Source organism: Mycobacterium sp. ELW1 (assembly GCF_008329905.1).
Classification (GTDB): domain Bacteria; phylum Actinomycetota; class Actinomycetes; order Mycobacteriales; family Mycobacteriaceae; genus Mycobacterium.
The window spans coordinates 4,319,545-4,338,104 of sequence record NZ_CP032155.1 but is presented as its reverse complement, the minus strand read 5'-3'; the positions used below and the strand labels follow the sequence as shown (position 1 = coordinate 4,338,104).

General features: G+C 64.1%; 21 protein-coding genes, 1 tRNA gene and 1 pseudogene. 11 read left to right on the top strand and 12 right to left on the bottom strand.

The features are described from left to right. Positions 1-2 precede the first annotated feature (2 nt). From D3H54_RS20570 to crcB (D3H54_RS20560), 3 genes are read right to left on the bottom strand one after another with little or no spacing between them, the layout of a single operon-like run. A complete protein-coding gene (locus D3H54_RS20570) occupies positions 3-1,064 on the bottom strand; it encodes a DUF190 domain-containing protein (protein ID WP_149380693.1) in 1,062 nt (353 codons plus the stop codon). Further along, positions 1,061-1,399 (bottom strand): fluoride efflux transporter CrcB, encoded by a 339-nt coding sequence (crcB, locus tag D3H54_RS20565; protein WP_286199307.1) that lies wholly within the window; start codon positions 1,397-1,399, stop codon positions 1,061-1,063. Before crcB (D3H54_RS20565) ends, D3H54_RS20570 begins: the two co-directional genes overlap by 4 nt. 23 nt (positions 1,400-1,422) lie before the next feature. Further along, the gene (gene crcB, locus D3H54_RS20560; protein WP_149380689.1) at positions 1,423-1,821 is read right to left on the bottom strand and encodes a fluoride efflux transporter CrcB; all 399 of its coding nucleotides are present in this window, start codon (positions 1,819-1,821) and stop codon (positions 1,423-1,425) included. 68 nt (positions 1,822-1,889) lie between these two features. Between crcB (D3H54_RS20560) and pgm the strand changes: the two genes are divergently transcribed. The 9 genes and pseudogenes from pgm to D3H54_RS31865 all read left to right on the top strand — a co-directional run bounded on the left by pgm (position 1,890) and on the right by D3H54_RS31865 (position 10,041). Further along, positions 1,890-3,524, top strand: coding sequence for a phosphoglucomutase (alpha-D-glucose-1,6-bisphosphate-dependent) (pgm, locus tag D3H54_RS20555; RefSeq protein ID WP_149380687.1), 1,635 nt, complete (start codon positions 1,890-1,892; stop codon positions 3,522-3,524). A 184-nt stretch (positions 3,525-3,708) separates the two neighbouring features. Next, on the top strand, positions 3,709-5,535 hold the full coding sequence (locus D3H54_RS20550) for a beta-propeller fold lactonase family protein (RefSeq protein WP_149380685.1): 1,827 nt from the start codon (positions 3,709-3,711) through the stop codon (positions 5,533-5,535). Between the two features lie 67 nt (positions 5,536-5,602). Continuing rightward, a complete protein-coding gene (locus D3H54_RS20545; RefSeq protein ID WP_168214927.1) occupies positions 5,603-6,865 on the top strand; it encodes an MFS transporter in 1,263 nt (420 codons plus the stop codon). Positions 6,866-7,030: 165 nt separating this feature from the next. Next, positions 7,031-7,106: transfer RNA gene (locus D3H54_RS20540), tRNA-Ala, on the top strand. Between the two features lie 571 nt (positions 7,107-7,677). Continuing rightward, entirely contained in the window at positions 7,678-8,610 is a 933-nt protein-coding gene (locus D3H54_RS20535) for an ABC-three component system protein (RefSeq protein WP_149380681.1), read from the top strand. Continuing rightward, positions 8,594-8,677, top strand: a complete 84-nt coding sequence (locus D3H54_RS32210) for an ABC-three component system protein (RefSeq protein ID WP_353620058.1) — start codon at positions 8,594-8,596, stop codon at positions 8,675-8,677. The genes D3H54_RS20535 and D3H54_RS32210 overlap by 17 nt, the downstream gene beginning before the upstream one ends. Beyond that, positions 8,670-9,221, top strand: a complete 552-nt coding sequence (locus D3H54_RS20530; RefSeq protein ID WP_051659897.1) for an ABC-three component system middle component 2 — start codon at positions 8,670-8,672, stop codon at positions 9,219-9,221. Before D3H54_RS32210 ends, D3H54_RS20530 begins: the two co-directional genes overlap by 8 nt. Beyond that, a pseudogene (locus D3H54_RS32205) lies at positions 9,205-9,393 on the top strand (AAA family ATPase); the annotation flags it as partial. The gene D3H54_RS20530 and the pseudogene D3H54_RS32205, both read left to right, overlap by 17 nt. Positions 9,394-9,570: 177 nt before the next feature. After that, the gene (locus D3H54_RS31865; protein ID WP_125477408.1) at positions 9,571-10,041 is read left to right on the top strand and encodes a hypothetical protein; all 471 of its coding nucleotides are present in this window, start codon (positions 9,571-9,573) and stop codon (positions 10,039-10,041) included. A gap of 128 nt (positions 10,042-10,169) precedes the next feature. On the opposite strand, the gene D3H54_RS20520 is transcribed toward D3H54_RS31865, so the two are convergent. The 5 genes from D3H54_RS20520 to D3H54_RS20500 form a co-directional block, all read right to left on the bottom strand. Beyond that, a complete protein-coding gene (locus D3H54_RS20520) occupies positions 10,170-11,435 on the bottom strand; it encodes a tyrosine-type recombinase/integrase (RefSeq protein ID WP_036345900.1) in 1,266 nt (421 codons plus the stop codon). After that, positions 11,435-11,626 (bottom strand): excisionase family DNA-binding protein, encoded by a 192-nt coding sequence (locus D3H54_RS32200; protein ID WP_036339733.1) that lies wholly within the window; start codon positions 11,624-11,626, stop codon positions 11,435-11,437. Before D3H54_RS32200 ends, D3H54_RS20520 begins: the two co-directional genes overlap by 1 nt. A gap of 151 nt (positions 11,627-11,777) precedes the next feature. Further along, positions 11,778-13,175: a replication initiator gene (locus tag D3H54_RS20510; protein ID WP_168214926.1), complete on the bottom strand. Its 1,398-nt coding sequence runs from the start codon at positions 13,173-13,175 to the stop codon at positions 11,778-11,780. Between the two features lie 80 nt (positions 13,176-13,255). Further along, complete coding sequence (locus tag D3H54_RS20505) at positions 13,256-14,782, bottom strand: FtsK/SpoIIIE domain-containing protein (protein ID WP_225933664.1); 1,527 nt, start codon at positions 14,780-14,782, stop codon at positions 13,256-13,258. A 12-nt stretch (positions 14,783-14,794) separates the two neighbouring features. Then, positions 14,795-15,178, bottom strand: coding sequence for a hypothetical protein (locus D3H54_RS20500; RefSeq protein ID WP_036339731.1), 384 nt, complete (start codon positions 15,176-15,178; stop codon positions 14,795-14,797). 243 nt (positions 15,179-15,421) lie between these two features. On the opposite strand from D3H54_RS20500, the gene D3H54_RS20495 reads away from it, so the two are divergent. Together D3H54_RS20495 and D3H54_RS20490 are read left to right on the top strand one after the other, a co-directional pair. After that, positions 15,422-16,141, top strand: a complete 720-nt coding sequence (locus tag D3H54_RS20495) for a helix-turn-helix domain-containing protein (protein WP_047329669.1) — start codon at positions 15,422-15,424, stop codon at positions 16,139-16,141. A 20-nt stretch (positions 16,142-16,161) separates the two neighbouring features. Continuing rightward, a complete protein-coding gene (locus tag D3H54_RS20490) occupies positions 16,162-16,632 on the top strand; it encodes an NUDIX hydrolase (protein WP_036339726.1) in 471 nt (156 codons plus the stop codon). 16 nt (positions 16,633-16,648) lie between these two features. On the opposite strand, the gene D3H54_RS20485 is transcribed toward D3H54_RS20490, so the two are convergent. The 4 genes from D3H54_RS20485 to D3H54_RS20475 all read right to left on the bottom strand — a co-directional run bounded on the left by D3H54_RS20485 (position 16,649) and on the right by D3H54_RS20475 (position 18,522). Then, positions 16,649-17,191, bottom strand: a complete 543-nt coding sequence (locus D3H54_RS20485) for an HD domain-containing protein (RefSeq protein ID WP_036339723.1) — start codon at positions 17,189-17,191, stop codon at positions 16,649-16,651. A 165-nt stretch (positions 17,192-17,356) separates the two neighbouring features. Beyond that, positions 17,357-17,641 (bottom strand): hypothetical protein, encoded by a 285-nt coding sequence (locus tag D3H54_RS31860; RefSeq protein ID WP_225509175.1) that lies wholly within the window; start codon positions 17,639-17,641, stop codon positions 17,357-17,359. After that, on the bottom strand, positions 17,577-17,888 hold the full coding sequence (locus D3H54_RS31855; RefSeq protein WP_225509265.1) for a TetR/AcrR family transcriptional regulator: 312 nt from the start codon (positions 17,886-17,888) through the stop codon (positions 17,577-17,579). The genes D3H54_RS31860 and D3H54_RS31855 overlap by 65 nt, the downstream gene beginning before the upstream one ends. Positions 17,889-18,000: 112 nt before the next feature. Continuing rightward, on the bottom strand, positions 18,001-18,522 hold the full coding sequence (locus D3H54_RS20475; RefSeq protein ID WP_047333248.1) for a PaaI family thioesterase: 522 nt from the start codon (positions 18,520-18,522) through the stop codon (positions 18,001-18,003). Between the last annotated feature and the right edge of the window lie 38 nt (positions 18,523-18,560).

Here is an 18,560-nt window from a genome sequence, read left to right as displayed (position 1 = left end):
GGTCAGTACCGGTAGTCGGCCAGATCGGTGGCGCCCTGGCGGATGTCGCCGTCGAGCATCAGCAGGGCCGGCACCATCTCGGAGGTGACCAGCCCGTGGCGGCCGGTCACGTCGTCGATGAGGTCGAAGCATTGGGCGATGACCTCCGGGGTGTCGACGACGATGGTGGTCACCGGTACCTGGCGGCCGTACTGAATCAGCTTGTCGCCGTGGGGTTTATGGTCTCCATGGAAGCCCCAGATACCGCGCAGTACGGTGGCGCCACCGGCGGTGTTGGATTCCCACAGCCGCCGCACCAGTGCCCGGTGGACCGGGACGCCGTCGTGGTGGGTGGATGCGTCGGTGTGGATCGTCAGCTTCTGACGCAGTTCGCGGCCGTGGGCGTCGACCGCGGGCAGAGCCGGCGGACGGGCAAGCAGTTGGCCGTCGCGTTTGAGGACCTGCACGCGTTCCACCGTCACCAGCGGCTGGTCCATCATTCCTTCGAGTTCGGGCAGCGCTCGCCGCGCCTGCTCGGCGGTGCCGACCGCGACGATCATGATCGGCACGTCCGTGTTGCCGCTGAAAAAGCGGGCCCGGCGCCGTCGGCCGTCGGCGGTGCCGTCCACACCCAGGAACACGGTCGCCCCCGCGAAGTGGTGGCGGTGCAACAGATCGCAAACCGCGTAGAAGGCGGCCGCGCCGTTGATCCGGCGCCGTCGGCCGACATAGATGGTGAGCTTGACCCCGTCGTCTCCGTCGGGCAGCTCACCGCTGTAGAGCCGGGTCCGCTCCAGGGTGATCAAGCCGCGTTTGGTGATGGCGATGACGTCGTCGATCAGCCCGCCGATGGTCTCCGCGGTGTCGACGGCGGCCACCGCGATCGGCGGATCCTCGGACAGCGTCAGCGATTCGTCGCTGCGGATCACGTGTCGCGGGCCGAAGCTGGCGATGCCGCGCAGCATCACGCTCTCGGCCACCTGGCGTTGCGCGTACAGGTCGAGCATCGCCTCGGCCAGGAAGCGGGAACCGGTGCGCTGGCGCTCGCCGAAGAAGGCGGTCAGCTTGAGATAGGTATCGTTCACAGCAGCCCCGCAATCCACTGGCCGAGCAGCGCCGCGGCGACGCCGAGGATGACGCTGACAACGAGATTGGCTATCGCGGGCCAGATCTGGCGTTCTTCGGTGAGCCGTTGCGTCTCCAGCATCCAGGTCGAGAACGTGGTGTACGCCCCGACGAAGGCGGTGCCGGCGAGCAGCGCGACATGGTGGCTGAGGGTGAGCCCGCTGATGAAGCCGAGCAGCACGGCGCCACTGATGTTGACCGCCAGCGTGCCGAACGGAAAAGACCGTGCTGCCCGGCGCGCGACCGCGCGGTCGACCATGAACCGGGCCACCGAACCGAGCCCACCGATAAGCATCACTCCGGCCCAAATCACGACGGTCACGCGCGGATCCTGACCCGGCGGACCAAGGCCGTCGCGATGTAGACAGCCAACAGGCCGGCGACGATGCTGACCGCGCTGTAGGCGGCCGCGAGGCCGTAGTGGTGGTGCTCGATCATCTTCAGGGTTTCGACCTGCATGGTCGAGAATGTCGTCAGTCCGCCACAGAGGCCGGTGCCGAGCAGCGGTCGGCGGTAACTCGACAACGGCAGGCGTTCGAGCAGGCGGGTGGTGAAGTAGCCGAGCAGGAACGCGCCCACGATGTTGACCCCGAAGGTCGCCCACGGCCAGTGCGCCGGGTCGTCGGCGAAGACCGTGGCGAGGATCGCACGTGCCAGGGTGCCCACCGCGCCGCCGACGAATACGGCCGCCAACTCCCGGTTGTCATGACCGAACATGGGCAACCCCCTTAACCGTCGATGAATCCGCGAGCAAGTATCACCCTTGGAAAGGCAGAATTGGCGTCATGGCGGCTAACCCCCGCGCCGGTAAGCCGGCGCTACCCGAAGACCTCGTCGATCTGCCCCACCTGGTGACCGCGTACTACACGCTGAACCCCGACCCCGACAACATCGACCAGCAGGTGGCCTTCGGCACATCGGGACATCGCGGCTCCAGCCTGGACGGTGCGTTCAACGAGGCGCACATCCTGGCCACCACCCAGGCGATCGTGGAGTACCGCGCCGCGCAGGGCACCACCGGGCCGCTGTTCATCGGCCGCGACACCCACGGGCTGTCCGAGCCGGCCTGGGTATCGGCGCTGGAAGTGCTGGCCGCCAATGATGTTGTGGCGATGATCGATTCGGCCGATCGGTACACCCCGACTCCTGCGGTCAGCCATGCCATCCTGACCTATAACCGCGGGCTGAGCGCGGGTCTGGCCGACGGTATCGTCGTCACGCCGTCGCACAATCCGCCCCGCGACGGCGGGTTCAAATACAACCCGCCCAATGGCGGGCCGGCCGACACCGATGCCACCGGCGTGATTGCCAAGCGGGCCAACGAGATTCTGCGCGACGGGCTCAGGGGTGTGAAGCGGGTGCCGCTGGCCCGTGCCCTGCAGAGCGCCCAGCGTCACGACTATCTGGACGCCTACGTCACCGATCTGCCCAATGTCGTCGACATTCACGCGATCCGTTCGGAGAAGATTCGCATCGGCGCCGACCCGCTTGGCGGAGCCAGCGTCGACTACTGGGGTGCGATCGCCGAGCGGCACAACCTCGACCTCACTGTGGTCAACCCGTTGGTCGATGCAACGTGGCGGTTCATGACGCTGGACACCGACGGCAAGATCCGGATGGACTGCAGCTCGCCGAACGCCATGGCGTCGCTCATAGCCAACCGGGACTCCTACCAGATCGCCACCGGCAACGACGCCGACTCCGACCGGCACGGCATCGTGACCCCCGACGCCGGGCTGATGAACCCCAACCATTATCTGGCGGTGGCGATCGACTATCTGTTCTCGCACCGGCCGGACTGGCCGGCCAGTGTGGCCGTCGGCAAAACTGCCGTCAGCTCGTCCATCATCGACCGGGTGGTGGCCGGCCTGGGCCGCAAGCTCATCGAGGTGCCGGTGGGCTTCAAATGGTTTGTCGACGGATTGATCGGCGGCACAATCGGTTTCGGTGGCGAGGAGTCGGCGGGAGCGTCGTTCCTGCGCCGTGATGGCTCGGTGTGGACCACCGACAAGGACGGCATCATCCTGGCCCTGCTGGCTTCGGAGATCCAGGCTGTCACCGGGTCGTCGCCGTCGCAGCGCTATGACGAGCTGGCCGCCAAGTACGGAGCGCCGGTCTATGCCCGCGTCGATGCCCCGGCCAATCGGGAGCAGAAGGCGCGGCTGGCCAAGCTGTCGCCCGAGCAGGTCAGCGCCACCGAGCTGGCCGGTGAGCCGATCACCGCCAAGCTGACCACCGCGCCCGGTAACGGCGCGCCGCTGGGCGGGCTGAAGGTGACCACCGCCGACGGCTGGTTCGCCGCGCGGCCGTCGGGCACCGAGGACGTCTACAAGATCTACGCCGAGTCGTTCAAGGGGCCCGAACACCTGGCGGAGGTGCAGGAAGCCGCCCGGGAAGTGGTGAATTCAGTCATCTCGTAGGTGCCCATGAATTTTGCTGCATCACAATGCATTTTGGCCGAAGACTATCGGTGAAAGGGCCCGCGCTACCGAGATCGTTCTGGACTGGTCTTTGCTGTTCCTGCACTTACTGGTGCGAAGCCCTGTGGTATAAAACTCCTTAGCTCGGCTGACCAGTGCTGAGCCGAATCGGGGGATTGTGCGCATGGGGGCGTCTGTTCGACCACATCGTCGTCGGGGGCTCCAAGCCAGCCGGAGGCCGCGGATCCAGCCGTACACGTGGCTGGGTGCCGGCGCGCTGAGTCTCGGGATCGGGGCTGCCGCTCTGGCCGGTGGGTCCGGCGCGGCGCACGCCGACAGTGGGTCTGGTGACGCGCACGTCGCCTCGCAGAGCCGCACCGCTCACTCAGCGAAGACGCCCGCCTCGCCTTTGGCCCCGCCGCGGGCAGGCGGCAGTCGCGGCTCGGCTGTCAGGGCCGCCTCGTCAACCAGAGTGGCTGGCGCAGAGCGCTCCTCACGCCAGTCGGTCGCCTCGCTTTCACGGGGCGTCGCGGTTATCCCGACGGTCGCGCATTCAGCGCGCAGAACGTCCACAGCGACTGCGGCGAGTGTTCCGGCGGGCGCGACGACCGCAAGCCCAGCTGTGGTCGCCACCATCCGGCTAGGCATTGAAACCAGTAATAACCCCACGGGAGTAGCGGTCAGTCCCGACGGTAGCCGGGTGTATGTCACGACCGCGGGTACTCACAGTGTGTCCGTGATCGACACGGCCACGAACACCGTTGTTGCCACCATTGGCGGTCTTACTGGCCCCAGAGGCGTGGCATTCACTCCGGACGGCGGCCGGGTCTACGTCGGGAACGGCGGCGGCGCGAGCGTGTCGGTGATCGACACAGCGACCAACACCGTCACCGCAACGATCGACGTCGGCGATCCCACGGAGTACTTCGCGACCGCACCGCATGCGGTAACGGTCAGCCCCAGCGGCACCCGCGTCTACGTCGCCGATATGAACAACAACAACCTGTTCGTCATCGACTCCGATCCGCTGTCAGCCGGCTACAACACCGTGATCGGCACCGTCAAGATGCCCGCCGGCCCGGCTGTAGTAAAAGTGAGTCCCGACGGGAACCGCGTCTACGTCGTCAGTACCGACTGGGTAGGCACGTCCGGAAATCGCACCCTGTCGGTCATCGACTCCGCCACCAACACCGTGACCGCGTCCCTGGTCGTTGGCTTGGCCAACACAAATTTGCTGACCGCAGACGATATGGCGGTCGGCCGCGACGGCGCCAAGGTCTACATCGCGAATAGCGGGAGCGGCACCGTTGCGGTGGTCGACGCCGCCACCAATACCGTTACCACCGTCTATGCCGTGGGCGGTTCTCCCCAAGGCGTCGCGGTCAGCCCCGACGGAGCGCGGTTGTACGTCACCAACGGGAGTAACCGCACCGTCTCGGTGATCGATATCGCCTCCAACGCTGTCGCCACCGTTGTAGTCGGCAACGGCACCGTTGGGGGGATCGCCACCCCGCTAGCTGTGGTGGTCAGTCCGGACGGCACCCGGGCCTATGTCAATGTCGCCGACACCTTCTGGCGCAACGTCGGCAGCGTCGTCGTTATCAATACGGGCCTCCTGGCCGGGTCAGGTGGCGGAACCGGCGGTGGCACCGGTGGCGGCACGGGAGGCGGCACCGGGGGAGGTACCGGCGGAGGCGGCACGCACAATCCCAACAGCGCGTTCGAAACGCAGTGGGAGACCTTCACCGTGTACACCGGCTGGATTCCCGTGTGGGGCACGTTCGTGAGCACTGTCAGTTTGGTTGTGGATCTGAATGACTTTGGCGACGCTCTTCGGCGCGGGTCGGCCGCCGACATCGCTGATGAGGCCGGCGACCTTTTCGGAGACGTCTTGGGAGTAGGTCTCGGTCTGATTCCCGGAGGCGGTCTTGCGGCAGCAGCGTTGAAGGGCGTGGCGAGTGCGGGTATCGGCGCAGGCGTCACCTGGCTGCTGGACCGGGTCGGTCGATAAGTCCTAGTCTGCTCGCGGCTTGGAAGCTCGAGTACGGCACGGATGCGGTTCCGAATACAGTCATCTCGTGAGTTCCGTCGCGGAGGGTGACTGTCCCTCGGAAGCCGAGGCCAAGCTTCCGCGGGAGGTCTGGGTTCTGATCGCCGCCAATGCGGTGATCGCCCTGGGCTATGGCGTCGTGGCGCCGGTGCTGCCGCAGTTCGCCCGCAACTTCGGCGTGAGTATCAGCGCCGCGACGTTCGTGATCACCGCCTTCGCGCTGATGCGGCTGGTCTTCGCCCCCGCGTCGGGCATGTTGGTGCAGCGTCTGGGGGAGCGCCGGATCTACGTCAGCGGCCTGCTGATCGTGGCACTGTCGACCGGGGCGTGCGCGTTCGCCCACACCTATTGGCAGCTACTCGTATTCCGGGCGCTCGGCGGAATCGGCTCGACGATGTTCTTCGTCTCCGCGCTCGGGTTGATGATCCGGATCAGCCCGCACAACGCCCGCGGCCGGGTGGCGGGCATGTTCTCGTCGGCGTTCCTGGTCGGCTCGGTGGCCGGCCCGCTGCTCGGCAGTCTCACCGCCGGGCTGGGCCTGGCCGCGCCGTTCCTTATCTATGGGGCGGCATTGCTGATCGCCGCGGCGGTGGTGTTCATCAACCTGCGGCACTCGCATCTGGCCGCCCCGGCGCCGGCCGACGAACTGACGGTGACGCTGGGCGTGGCGCTGCGCCACCCCGCCTACCGGGCGGCGTTGCTGTCGAACTTCGCGACGGGCTGGTCGGCGTTCGGGCTGCGGGTGGCGCTGGTGCCGCTGTTCATCACCGAGGCGCTGCACCGCGGGCCCGGGGTCGCCGGCGCGGCACTGGCCACGTTTGCGGCCGGCAACGTGGCGGCGGTGATCCCGTCGGGCCGCTTGTCCGACCGGACCGGCCGCCGGCCGCTCCTGATCGTCGGGCTGGGACTGTCGGGGCTGACGACGGCTGTGGTCGGCGCCGCGACAGTGCTGCCGGTGTTCCTGGTGGGTGCCTTCGTCGCCGGGGCGGCCACCGGTGTGTTCACCGCGCCGCAGCAGGCCGCGGTGGCCGACATCATCGGCAAGGCCCGCGGTGGGACGGCCGTGGCGACTTTCCAGATGATGTCGGATCTGGGGTCGATCGCCGGATCGCTGGGGGTGGGCGAGATCGCCCAGCATCTGTCATTCGAGTGGGCGTTCGCGATCAGCGGGGCCATCCTGGTGTTGGCGTCGATCGGGTGGCTGCTGGCGCCGGAAACGCGGGACAGGCCGCCGTTGGAGCACACCCCGCCCCGGCCGCTGGGCCCGGAGGCCGCCGGTGAGCTGCCCTAGAGGCGGTGCCCTGCGTGAGACTGCACTGACGCGGGAAGAGTGCGAGTAGGCGTCTGGGTGAGTTCACTCTCGACGCGGTCGCGGCGGATGTGGCCGGTTGTTGCCTGCTCTGAACAGCGATTTTGAGGCGCGGGTGCCGGTGGTGTAATTTCGGTGGGCACACCTGGGGCTATGGCGCAGTTGGTAGCGCACCACACTGGCAGTGTGGGGGTCAGGGGTTCGAATCCCCTTAGCTCCACCAGGCAAAACAGCACTCGATTGAGTGCTCAGAAGGTCGTTTGACGACAGTTCTGACGACAGTTCGGTTCATCTCAGCCGTGAGCAGGAGCGCATCGCCCCCTTCTCATCAGCTCCCGGATGGCCGCCACGGCGCTGTCGGTCAACACAGTCCGCCCCTGCGGCGTGACGGCCCCTGCGGTGTGGCGGGTGATGGCCATGCCATTGGTCCCAACCAACCAGCGGCGGTCAGCGTCCCCGCTCCGATCGTCGAATTTCCGTCGGGTGATGGCCATGCCATTGGTCCCAACCAACCAGCGGCGGTCAGCGTCCCCGCTCCGATCGTCGAATTTCCGTCACGCTGCAGCATGATGCCTGCTCGCGAACCGTGAGCCTCCCGGCCGGGGCATGTCGTGTCTCGGCTGGCGATCCTACGACTTGTCGTATCCTGACCGCCGGGAGGCAAGAGTCGGTTGAACGCAGCTCAGAGCGGAGATAGCCAGGCTCCTGGGGGTCCCTCTAGTGGTCTTCGCGACATACCAGAACCCCTACATGGAGAGACTGGTGTCGCGCTGTCCGGGCCACCAATATCGCCCATGGCACGCATTTCCCTGTACGACGACGTCCAATGGGAACTATTCATCCTTGAATGGGTGCATGCCCTGAGATCCGGCTACGTTCAGGTCAAGCGGTTCGGTGGAGCCGGTGACAGGGGCGCGGACATTGCGGCGTTCAAGACTGCAAACGGCCTAGAAGGTGCTTGGGACTGTTTCCAGTGCAAGCACTATGCAGAACCTCTCGCCCTAGGAGACATACTTCCCGAGATTCTGAAGATCTTCGTGGCAACTGTTGTCGGAGAGTGCGTTCTGCCGGACAGCTACCAGATCTTGGCTCCCCGCGGTTGCAGTACAAACTGCGGTCGGATGCTCAGCAGCCCGCAGAAGTTGAGGAAAAAGTTCCTCGACCACTTGGCCGACGACGACAGCACCCTCGCGAGGGGCCTTGAGTCGGACCTCGTCTCTTCGGTTCAGGAACTGGCGTCGGTCACGGATTTCTCGATGTTCCGATCCGTCGAGCTGACTGATGTGCTTGAACTGCATAAGACAACTTGTTGGTACAGCGACCGATTCGCCACAGCGCTTCAGCCGCGACCCGCTCATGTGCCAGCTCCCGGTGACTTGGCGACACACGAACGGAGATACGTACAACAACTGGTTGATGTTTACGCCGAAGCACACCCCGAGGAAAGCCTCCAACCCGAATCAGTGGCATCAAATCCCAGAGTGGGCGAACGCTTTCGCCGCCACCGCGAGAACTTCTACAAGGCGGAGGCGCTACGAGTGTACGCGCGGGATTCAGTGCCGCCGGGGACTTTTGAGCGATTGCAGGATGACATTCATTCGGGTGTTATCGATGTAGTCGAGGACCACCACGCCACGGGCCTGAGACGTTTGACGAGTGTGCTTTCGCTAGTTGGACAGCTGGGATCTGAGTCGGCATCGTCTGATTTCGGTGGTCGAGATCGATGATCGACAGGGCATGTGCCACCAGCTGGCGAACGTCGATCGGATTCAATGGATGTCGCGCAATGAATGACTACGACAATCGGGCACCGAACGGTCCAGCGGGCGACCGTCGGAGGCCGCAAAGCATCAATGAATCGCCGCTGAACGGCCCTTTGGAGGTCGGCATCCGCGTGTTGATGATCTTGACCCAGGCCTTCCCAGCTGAACTCGACCTGAATCAGCTTGTCCTGCTTGATCACTTCGTGCTCCACAGCAGGGACGTCGGTGGCCCTGAAAGTCTGCATCCGGCTCTGCCGATCCGTGCAGGCGAGATTGCGGCCAAGCGTGAATCTATCGAGGCAGGAATTGGTCTTCTGCTGAGGCTGCATCTCGCCGAGATTGCGGTTGGAATGAACGGGGTGCGGTTTCTTGCCGGCGACGGCGCCCTGCACTTCGTGGGAGTCTTGGGCTCGTCGTACTCACATCGCTTGCGCGATCGTGTCGGATGGGTGTTGGGAAGTTTTCCCGATCTGGACGAAGCGAATCTGCGACGGCAGACAAAGGCGATATTCGATTCCTGGTCCGAAGAATTTCACTGGCCCGATACGGACGGGAACAATGGCAAACCGCATTAGCCTGACGCATCTGACTTTCGTGGGGCCCGGCAAGGCTCCAGCGACGGTTGATTTCGGGCCACGAACGACTGTCATCCATGGTCCCTCTGACACAGGGAAGTCGTTCATTGTCGACGCCATTGACTTCATGCTTCGTGGTTCCACTCTTCGGGAGATTCCGCAGCGCGCGGGCTACAGCACAGTCCTATTGGGAATTCGGACGCCGACTGGTGAAGACGTCACGCTCACCAGGGGGAGGCGCAGTGCTTGCTGGAGGAGTACTGTGCGGCGCTCGCTAGCGACTGGTGAGAGACGTCACGCGTGGCAGGGGGGTCGAGGGCGGCAGTTTTGGCTTGCTGGAGGGAGTACTGTGCGGCGCTTCTCTAAAGCGATCGGTGAGAGGCTTTCCGCGTGGCAGGTCCCTGATGGTGATGAGGTCCGTTATGACCGGGATGAGCAGGATCTGATAGCGGGCGATCAATTACGCTCTGCTCACGGTAAAGGCGTTCGCGCAATCCTCCACTCCGCCTTCACCATTGGCCTTGCTCAGTATTGCTTTGAAAATGATCTTCCACACCCTGGATTTGTCGTTCTGGATTCACCATTGGTGACCTATCGCCCACCGAAGCCTGGCGAAGCCGTCGATCGTGAGGTTCTCGACATCGGCATTGCTGCGCGGTTCTACGACGACATTCAGCAGTCGGTTGGTGGGCAGGTCATCATCATGGAGAACATGGATCCACCATCTGGACTCCGGAAGGAGTCAACCGACGTATTTTTCACAGGCGTTGCGGGGGAAGGCCGATTCGGCTTTTTTCCGTCTCAGCCGTTGCCGTCGTAACCAGAGACCTTTGATATTTCGACAACGGCAACGTCATCGTCGGCTTGCGGCACTCGATCGCGCGTCGTTGCGGTCGACTTGTACGGACTCGAAGCTGAACGTATCCGCTGAATTCCATCAGGCGAACGCTACCCGGTTTCGTCGCCGAGGCTGTTGGAGGCGAACAGTGAGCCCATCGAGTCCAAAGCATCCCGTTGAACGGCTTCGATGACCTCGACATAGGTTCCCGTCGTCACCGTGATTGAGCTGTGGCGCAGAATCTTCTGAACCGTCGCCGGCTGAACTCCCATTGTGAAGAGCAGGGTGGCGCACGAGTGTCGGAGGTCGTGGACGCGAAGTTGCGGCACCTCCGCCTTCGCGCACAGGCTGTGGAACATTCGGTTGACGTTGCGCGGCTCCAACGCGCCGCCCTTAGGGGTCGTGAAAACCAGTCCCGTGTCGCGCCACGTTGATCCGGCGGCCAGGCGCTCCTCCAGCTGGCGCCGGCGGTGGTTAGTCAGAATCGGCACAAGCGTCCGAGGTACTGGCAGAACTGCGACGGATCCTTCAGTTTTGACGTTCTCAAGCTTCAGCTGGCCGTCCACGCGGTGCAACGCTCGCCTGATTGTAATCCGCTCAGCGTCTAGATCGACGTCGGACCATTGCAGCCCGAGCGCCTCACCACGACGGAGTCCCATCGACAGCGCGACTGCCCACAGTGCATAAAGTCGCGTCGTCTCAGCGGTCTTGAGAAAGCGCATCGCCTCAGCCCGCGTGAAAGAGCGCACCTTCCGGTCATCGGTCACGCGCAACTGAACGAGTCGGGCGACGTTGCGGCTTAACATCTCTTCGTCGACCGCATCCTGCAGAGCAGCCCGCAAAACGCGCAGAATGTGGCGAATCGAGCTGGCAGACAACGCGTCGTTGCAGCACTTGGCAGGCACGAGAGCGCAGCACCGTGCCTGCGACTTGCGCCCTCGCGCTGCGTCCTTCCCTTGGGCGCAGCATTGGCATCGGGTCTGCAATCCGGTCAGCCATGCGCGAATATGCGAGGCCTGCAGTGACTTCAGCTTCCGATTGCCAATTCCCGGGATGATGTGCAGGCGCACGTCGCCCTCATAGGTCGCATACGTCGTGCGCCGAACGCTAGGCTCCGCAATGTGCTCTAGCCAGTAGGTCATGTACTCAGCGACCGTCAACGTCGTTGTTGCAGTGGGTATGCCGCGTCGCTGTTGATCGAGAACCTTGCCGAGTTCGTCCAAGGCGGCACGCTCACTATCGCCGTAGACGCTGATGCGCTTCCGTCGTCCGTCCGGCGTGTCGACGAAGACTTTCGCCTCCCAGCGCCCATCACCTCGTCGGTACACGCCGCCCTGGCCGTTCGCGTTGCGACGTGCTTTCCCACCTGCAGCCATCACGCGGCTCCTTCAATCAAGCCGGATAGGTAGTCGTCGAAAGACTGCCGCACGATCCGCCGGCACCTACCGATCTGTACCGATCTGACACGTCCGTCCCAGATCAGCCGGTACACCATCCATCGACTGACTGCGAGACGATCCGCCGCGGCCTGCACGGTGATCAGCTCAGCACTGAATTCAGTATGCATCCGTTTTCCTCTCCGTGTGGAAGTAATTCGGAATGCCGGCGTACGGCTTGTGGGGGTGAAGTAACACATACGGGTTGTGCTGCGGGCGAGGCAATTTCAGCTATTCGCAGGGTCCCGGGACCGGTCTTCTCGCGATCGAATACGGGCGTAGTCATGTCGACCAGTCTGGTGGCGAGGATTGATCGTGCGTCCAGCGATTCGCACGGACGATGTGGCGATGTTCGATCATTCGGTGCGCCGCAGACACGACCAAAGTGCGTTCACCGAGATTGCCCAGCCCGGCTCGATCGAATGTCCATTCCACTTCTTCTTCGGCACCGTGAAGCGCCCGATCATGTTCGTCGGTCGCGAGGTCTGAGCGGTGGCGTTGCTCCCGAGTCCACTCAGCTCGATGCTCGCGCAGCGCACTCATCGTGGTGGAGAACAGCCGGGATTTGGTGGTGATATGCCCACGAAAGCCGAGAGTGTGCAGCCAGCGGTCTATCTCCGAGTAGGCGCCATGATCGGCTAGATCGAGAATTGTGGTCAGAATCGCCCGGATATGTGTGGGGACGTCTAAATCGGGAACGGCGAGCGGTGACATCCGTCGGACCCCAACGCCGAAGTCGGCGACGGATTTGGTCACGTACTTGGCCAGGTAGGCCGGGACCGACCGACGCGACTGGCGAGGTGTTGCCCCGCCGCAGTCACTACTGTCCGACCGCAATGGCCGCGCATCCGTCTGAGTGCCGAACTGTATTACACGGCTACTGATTTCAGCGCCGTGTGCTGGGGCGGCGACAGTGAGTGCGACGCCGCTTGCGGCCTGATGGATTAGGAGGGCCAGGTCGGTGGCTGTGATTGAGGACTTGGGTGGTGTTGGGGCTTGGCCCGGCTGTGGCGGCTCGTCGAGGCGGATTACGGCGTGGAAGTGCGGGATCGCCCGACGTTGCATCTCGGTCACCTTCACGAAATTGATTCGGGCAGCGGTGGGGGATTCGCCGAGCGCGCGTAAGCGTCTACGCAACAGCCGGCGCAGGGCGATGGTGAAGCGCCGCCACAGTTCAGGGGCATGCCAGGCGAACAGGACATGCCCCATGTAGTCGTAACAGTCCTCGCAGAGCGGCTGACCGACATGAGCATCGCCCTCGTGGTGGATGGAGCTGCACCACAGGGGTCTCCCGTGCTGGCAACGTTGGTGGGCATTCCGGCCCCGGTCGTGGCACCGCCGAGCCTGGCCTCGCTGGCCGTCATCGCGTGTGGTGTGCACGGCCCCGAAACTGGGCGCGGTCAGCGTGACGAACACCTGAGGGTGTTCGGCGACTGTGGGCGGCAGATCGTGATGGCCACCGTGCACGCCGGCGTGTACGAGTTGCCAGGTATCGCGGGCATAGAGATCAGAGCAGGACGGGCAGGCGACAGCGCGTCGGTTGTTGCATCGGGTCCACACCCGAAGCTCGCGACCGAAGCTGTCGGTTCCTGTCAGACGGATCGGATTCGCACAGAACCCAGCATTCTCCGCTTTATTCCACCAGGTCTCGAAGTCGCGGGAGGCGGCGCGACGCACCATCTGCGCCACCACGCCGATGGTGTCGGTACCGGCCGGAAGGCCTGGCAGTGTCGAAACCGCAATGCCCAGCGCAGCAGTGGTCACGACTGGCGACCTTCAGTCTCGGCGGTCCGAGGATGCGCTCTTGTGGGGGCAAAGCGAGCGACGAGATCATCAATGGCGGAATCGGTGACGTGGAAGGCCCGAACTCGCAACGGTTCAGCGTTGCCGTCAGTGCAGACGTAACCGACACCGGGAGTACCGGTGGAGATTCCATCACACAAGGCGCCGGCTTCTCGGGCGGCGGCTCCGAGCACCATCGCGGTCTGGGTGGCTTCACTCATGCGCAGCCCGACCCGGATGGAGAAGAGCTGCCGGATGGGCAAAACATCTTTAGACGGGTCCTGTACCGCGGCGACCACCGAGATACCGACTGCGCGGCCCTGGGACAGCAGCAGCCCCAGCAGCTGCTCAACCTCGGCGCGTGTTCTGCGGTCCCCGAGATAGGCAGTCAGCGAGGCGATTTCGTCGATAATCAATACAATCAGTGGTGCGGAGACACTCGGAGTGTGAAGCCGAGTCTTCCCCCGCAGCCGTTGCGCACGTTTCTGCATCACCGCGACAACCGCCCGCAGCGCAGCGAGTGTCTGTTCACCGTTGTCATGGGCGAGCGAGGTGAACAACACTTGTCCGCGCCCGAACTCCATCCCTCCCTTGGGATCTACGACGACGAGGCGTGCGCAGCCCGCCCGCACGGCGGGGCCGACGGCGGCAATGATTGACCAAAGCACCGAGCCCTTGCCCGAGCCGGTCGCGCCTGCGACCAAGATGTGCTGTCCCAGTAGCGGTAGGCGCCAACGCTCACCGGCCTCGGTGAGCCCCACCCACAGGCGGGACAGGTCCGGTGTGGTGCCCCTGGCCGGACGAGGAAGTTGGATGGGTGTCGTCAGCGGATCGCCGTGATGGGCGGTGATGCGGATCGAGCCCGGTCGGGTCGAGCGAATGGTCACCCGCTGGGCGCTCAGCGCTTCGGCTAACGCGTCACCTCGGGATTGCCAGTCGGCCAACGACTGGCCCGTGAGGATGCGTACCTCGAGAACGTCGCTCGTGACACCGATCGTCACCGAACGCAGAATCGGCACCATGACGTGACCGTCGAGACCGGCGGTCAGGCCACACAGCGTGCAGACCGTGGCCCATCGGCCTCGATAGATACCCCATGTGCGCCACTGGACCCGCAGACGTACCGTCACCCACTGACGGAACGTTTGGGGGGATAACAGAAACCAGCTGAACAATGCGAGAGCCGACCAGATCGCCGCCAAGAGGCCGACCAAGGGACCGCAAGTGACGGCCATCCAGACGCTTGTGATGGCCGGAATGCTGATCATCGGAAACAACACCGACGCCCATACCAGCGCAGCAGTCGCTTTGCCAAGCGCCGTGGCTGCACGGAGGGCAATGTCATCGGAGTCCGAGTGGTTCGGAAGAGAGCGGTTGGAGCGGTGAGCTCGTGGGTGGCCAGGCATGGCAGACCTTCCGGCAGGCTTGCGGGATCGGGGTAAGGAGAGGCTTCGGCCGAGCGGGCGCAGCACCACCGTCTCTTGGTGTTGCGGTGCTGCGCCCACTCGACGAAAGGGTCAGGCGGCCGGCTTGCTCGTGCCGCCGGGTACGCCGCTCGGTGACGCATTCCGAGGTGCGGCAACGACTCCCGCCAGTGGTGCACCTGAAGCGCGGATCGCTTCAGCGCGGAACGCGACTCCGCTGCGACTGTCCTGGCTCCACGGCAGGGCAACCAAGCCCTCGATGTGGATCGGCTGCCCGACCGTCACATTCGGGTCGCCGGCAACCGTCACGGTGATGACGTCGCCGCCCGTGGAGTCCAGCGCCATCACCTGGACCTGCCACAGCGGCAGACCCGTCTCGCGATCCAGCTTCGGCTGGCCGGTGTCAAACGCGATCCGCTGTTCGGGTGCCCGCGTGCACACAAATGACACACCGCCGGTGTTAATACGTAGTTTCATTCCAACTGTCCTTCCTGCTGTTTTCTCGCGACCGCTCGGCCGCGACCACCAGTTCAGGCGGACAACTCGGACATTCCCAGGGCATCAGTTAGACAAAGCGGACAGACGCCTGGACAACGCGGACACTCGGACGACAATCGCGCGCCAACTTTTGTGCTTTGGGCGTCGCTAACGCTGGCACCGCGCTCCTAGCATGAGCAGATCGAGAAGCTACCTGTTCCTAACCACGCACTGACGACGCGAATGAGTGAAAAGGGTTTCAGCGAAGCCAGACTCGCAACAGCCGCCGGTGTCGACGTCAAGACGGTGGGCCGCTGGGTCAGGGGTGAATCACTGCCCCAGGCGGTCAACGCGCGCGCCACCGCCGACGCACTGGGCTGTGATCCGCAGACGCTGTGGCCAGACATCTTTCCCACCCTGCGCCCACCTGGTACCGGCACGGTCGCGGTCAGTGTGTACCGAAGCCGCGCGGACGTCCCTGTCGCCGTGTGGACCCAACTGTTCGGCGGCGCCGCCGAGCAGATCGACATCCTGGTCTACGGGGGCACCTTCCTCTTCGACGGCATTCCCAGGTTCTGCTCAACGCTCGCAGTCGCGGCCGAACGCGGAGTCGCCATTCGCTTCATCGTGGGTGATCCCGATTGCGCTGCGGTAAGCCAACGCGGGGAAGAGGAGACGATTGGCTCAGTTCTAGCAGCTCGCTGCCAGATCACACTCGCACGATTGGCTTCACTCGCCGACGCCCCAGGCTTGGAGGTGCGCACACACGCCACACCGCTGTACACGTCGATGTTCCGCGCGGACAACACCCTGATTGCCAACCCGCACCTATACGGTGCTCCCGCCAGCGACAATCCCGTCCTCTTTATTCGACGTGACGACGCGCCCGAGCTGTGGCGCGATCACCAACTCTCTTTCGAACGGGTGTGGAACACCGCCCAACCATTACCCACGCACGCCTGACCTGCCGATTGGAGAACCGTATGGCCCGGACCGACTACTACAACGATCCCCACGCGCCAGCCGCAAACAGTGTGGTGCCCTCCACTACCGCCGTCGTCACCGATTCACATGATCGCATCGTGCTAATTCGCCGCCGCGACAATAACCTTTGGGCATTGCCGGGTGGCGCAATGGAATTGGGCGAATCCATCGTCGACGCGGCGGTTCGTGAAGTGAAAGAGGAAACCGGTCTCGACGTCGAGATCAGCGGACTCATCGGCGTCTACACCAATCCTCGCCACGTTATGGCCTACGCCGACGGTGAAGTCCGTCAACAGTTCTCGCTGTGCTTCACCACCCGGCTGCTCGGTGGACAGTTGCGAGTCGACTCGGAAAGCACCGACATCGCCTGGACGTCACCAGGCGAACTTGCATCTTTGGACGTCCACCCCTCGATGCGGCTGCGCATTCAGCACTACCTTCAACGCCGCGACAGCCCATACCTCGGGTAGCCCGGCAAGGTCGTCTCTAGCCGGCGGAGGCACTAACTCGTGCTGCCGCCGCCAACAGGCTCGGCGCCGCCCGCTCGATCGCACGATGCACAGGATCCCCATCGGGGTAACGCGACAGGATCTCCGTGACTCGATCTTCAGCTCGCACAGGCGAGCCCTGCGGGCCAGTGGTCAAGTCCGCGCACGTCAGCACGTCTAGTAACAACGACGGAGGTGCCGTGAACTCGGCCAGCGCGTCTAAGAGGCCGCGCTCCCGCGCCTCGAACACCGCGCCCGTGTGATAGGCCACCAGCGAGACCACCACTGCGGGAAAGCCCTCGTCGCGGACGAACACTGCGCCGTCGACGGGGTGGAAACCAGTCGATCGAACTGACGGCGCATAGCCAACATCGTGAAGCCACGCGGCAGCCACCACCGCGTCGGCATCCATGGCGCCCAAGCCGACGACCAATCGCTCCGCCGTCGCCGCGACTCCGCAGACATGGGCCCACCGATGCGGCAGATCGGCCAGTCGCTCCTCGGCGATCGCCCGTGCACGTGCCGCGTCCGTCACCACGATGCAAGTCTACGAATGTGCCCGACACAGCACCGACGCGATTTGGGCGAAAGATCCACGCCGCGGCGGCTCCCGTCCGCTGGCGCTCCCGTCCGCCACCACGGACCGAAAAATGCCTATCGGATCGAGGCTGTGAGAACTTTCTCTACTGTTATCAAGAACAGGTTCTCAGCCCACTTCGGGATCGCCATGAGTGGCGTCCACAAAGCGGTCGATGGCCCTATCGATTCGATCCCGAGCGACTTCACCCGATATTCGCCCACTGCTGAACGCCGCCAAATTGGCAAGCCACACATCAGCGATCAGCCCCGCTAGTCGCTGGTCTCTGACCGTGGGCTCGCCGCCGCTCAAAGTCCTTGCCAGCAGACCTTCAATGACGTCGATCGCTTCATCGGTGGCTGCGGCGGCGGTGTGGTCGGCGAGGACGAAGGCGCGCGTCACCGCCTCGGTCAAGCGCGGGTCTTGGTTGCCATTCGGTGTGCAGGCAGTCGACGAGCAAGCGAAGGCGTTCGCGCGGTGTCGACGCGGTGACGGTCCAATCGCGGCTGTTTCCAAACTCTTGGAACTCGCGGGTCAACGCCGACACCAAGAGGTGGATCTTGGAGGGGAAGTACCGGTACAGCGTGCTGACGCCGATTCCGACCTGCGCGGCCACCGCGCGAACGTGCACAGCCTCGTAACCGCCGCTAACTGCCAGCATCATCGCGGCATCTACTGCACTGTTACGGCGGTACGTGTCGACACCGCCAAGGTCGGCCGCCCTATCGGGGCGATGCTGCCTCAACTTCGAAGCCATGCTGCCAACGCCACGCTCAGACGCTGTGATCACCAATTGGTTGGTGAAGCGCGCCGGCTAGCCGATCAAACAGGTCCTCGAATCCGCTCACGTCGCCGTGCGCAGCGAAATGATCGACACCCACCGTCACGAAGACTGCGCTGGCGGTGAACCGGGTGATGCCATCGTGACTGACTCCCGTTCCGCTGACGTGAAGAGCACGTCCTTGGCGGCCGGTGATCTGGGCAGTAATCCTGTGCGGTTCGTGCAACGGGACAGGTCGCAGATACTCCACTGTCAGACTGCGTGTCACCGCGGGCGTGCCGGCCACCCACAACGTGAAGCCCAGTACGTCGTCACAGGCTGTCGCTACTGCGCCGCCGTGCGCCAGTCCTGGGGCGCCGATATGGCGCTCATCGAACGTCACATCGCTGTAGACCTCGTCACCGTCGCGATAGACAACCAGCTGCAATCCATGCGAATTCGCGGGCCCGCACCCGGTACACGTCGAGGTATGCGGAGGCAGTAGATATGGCCCCGGATGTGCTGTGTCACCCATCGTCATCCCCTTGTTTCGCACTGATTCGCGATATCGTC

Excerpts from the sequence above, each read along its gene's own strand:
- crcB (WP_286199307.1), bottom strand. The coding sequence starts at position 1,399 with ATGCTTATCGGTGGGCTCGGTTCGGTGGCCCGGTTCATGGTCGACCGC.
- D3H54_RS31855 (WP_225509265.1), bottom strand. The coding sequence starts at position 17,888 with ATGCTGGCAGTTAGCGGCGGTTACGAGGCTGTGCACGTTCGCGCGGTG.
- D3H54_RS20490 (WP_036339726.1), top strand. The coding sequence starts at position 16,162 with ATGGCCCGGACCGACTACTACAACGATCCCCACGCGCCAGCCGCAAAC.
- D3H54_RS20535 (WP_149380681.1), top strand. The coding sequence starts at position 7,678 with ATGGCACGCATTTCCCTGTACGACGACGTCCAATGGGAACTATTCATC.
- crcB (WP_149380689.1), bottom strand. The coding sequence starts at position 1,821 with ATGTTCGGTCATGACAACCGGGAGTTGGCGGCCGTATTCGTCGGCGGC.
- D3H54_RS20500 (WP_036339731.1), bottom strand. The coding sequence starts at position 15,178 with ATGAAACTACGTATTAACACCGGCGGTGTGTCATTTGTGTGCACGCGG.
- D3H54_RS20550 (WP_149380685.1), top strand. The coding sequence starts at position 3,709 with ATGGGGGCGTCTGTTCGACCACATCGTCGTCGGGGGCTCCAAGCCAGC.
- D3H54_RS20510 (WP_168214926.1), bottom strand. The coding sequence starts at position 13,175 with ATGGTGCGTCGCGCCGCCTCCCGCGACTTCGAGACCTGGTGGAATAAA.
- D3H54_RS20530 (WP_051659897.1), top strand. The coding sequence starts at position 8,670 with ATGAATGACTACGACAATCGGGCACCGAACGGTCCAGCGGGCGACCGT.
- D3H54_RS32200 (WP_036339733.1), bottom strand. The coding sequence starts at position 11,626 with ATGCATACTGAATTCAGTGCTGAGCTGATCACCGTGCAGGCCGCGGCG.
- pgm (WP_149380687.1), top strand. The coding sequence starts at position 1,890 with ATGGCGGCTAACCCCCGCGCCGGTAAGCCGGCGCTACCCGAAGACCTC.
- D3H54_RS20520 (WP_036345900.1), bottom strand. The coding sequence starts at position 11,435 with ATGGCTGCAGGTGGGAAAGCACGTCGCAACGCGAACGGCCAGGGCGGC.
- D3H54_RS20475 (WP_047333248.1), bottom strand. The coding sequence starts at position 18,522 with ATGGGTGACACAGCACATCCGGGGCCATATCTACTGCCTCCGCATACC.
- D3H54_RS20495 (WP_047329669.1), top strand. The coding sequence starts at position 15,422 with ATGAGTGAAAAGGGTTTCAGCGAAGCCAGACTCGCAACAGCCGCCGGT.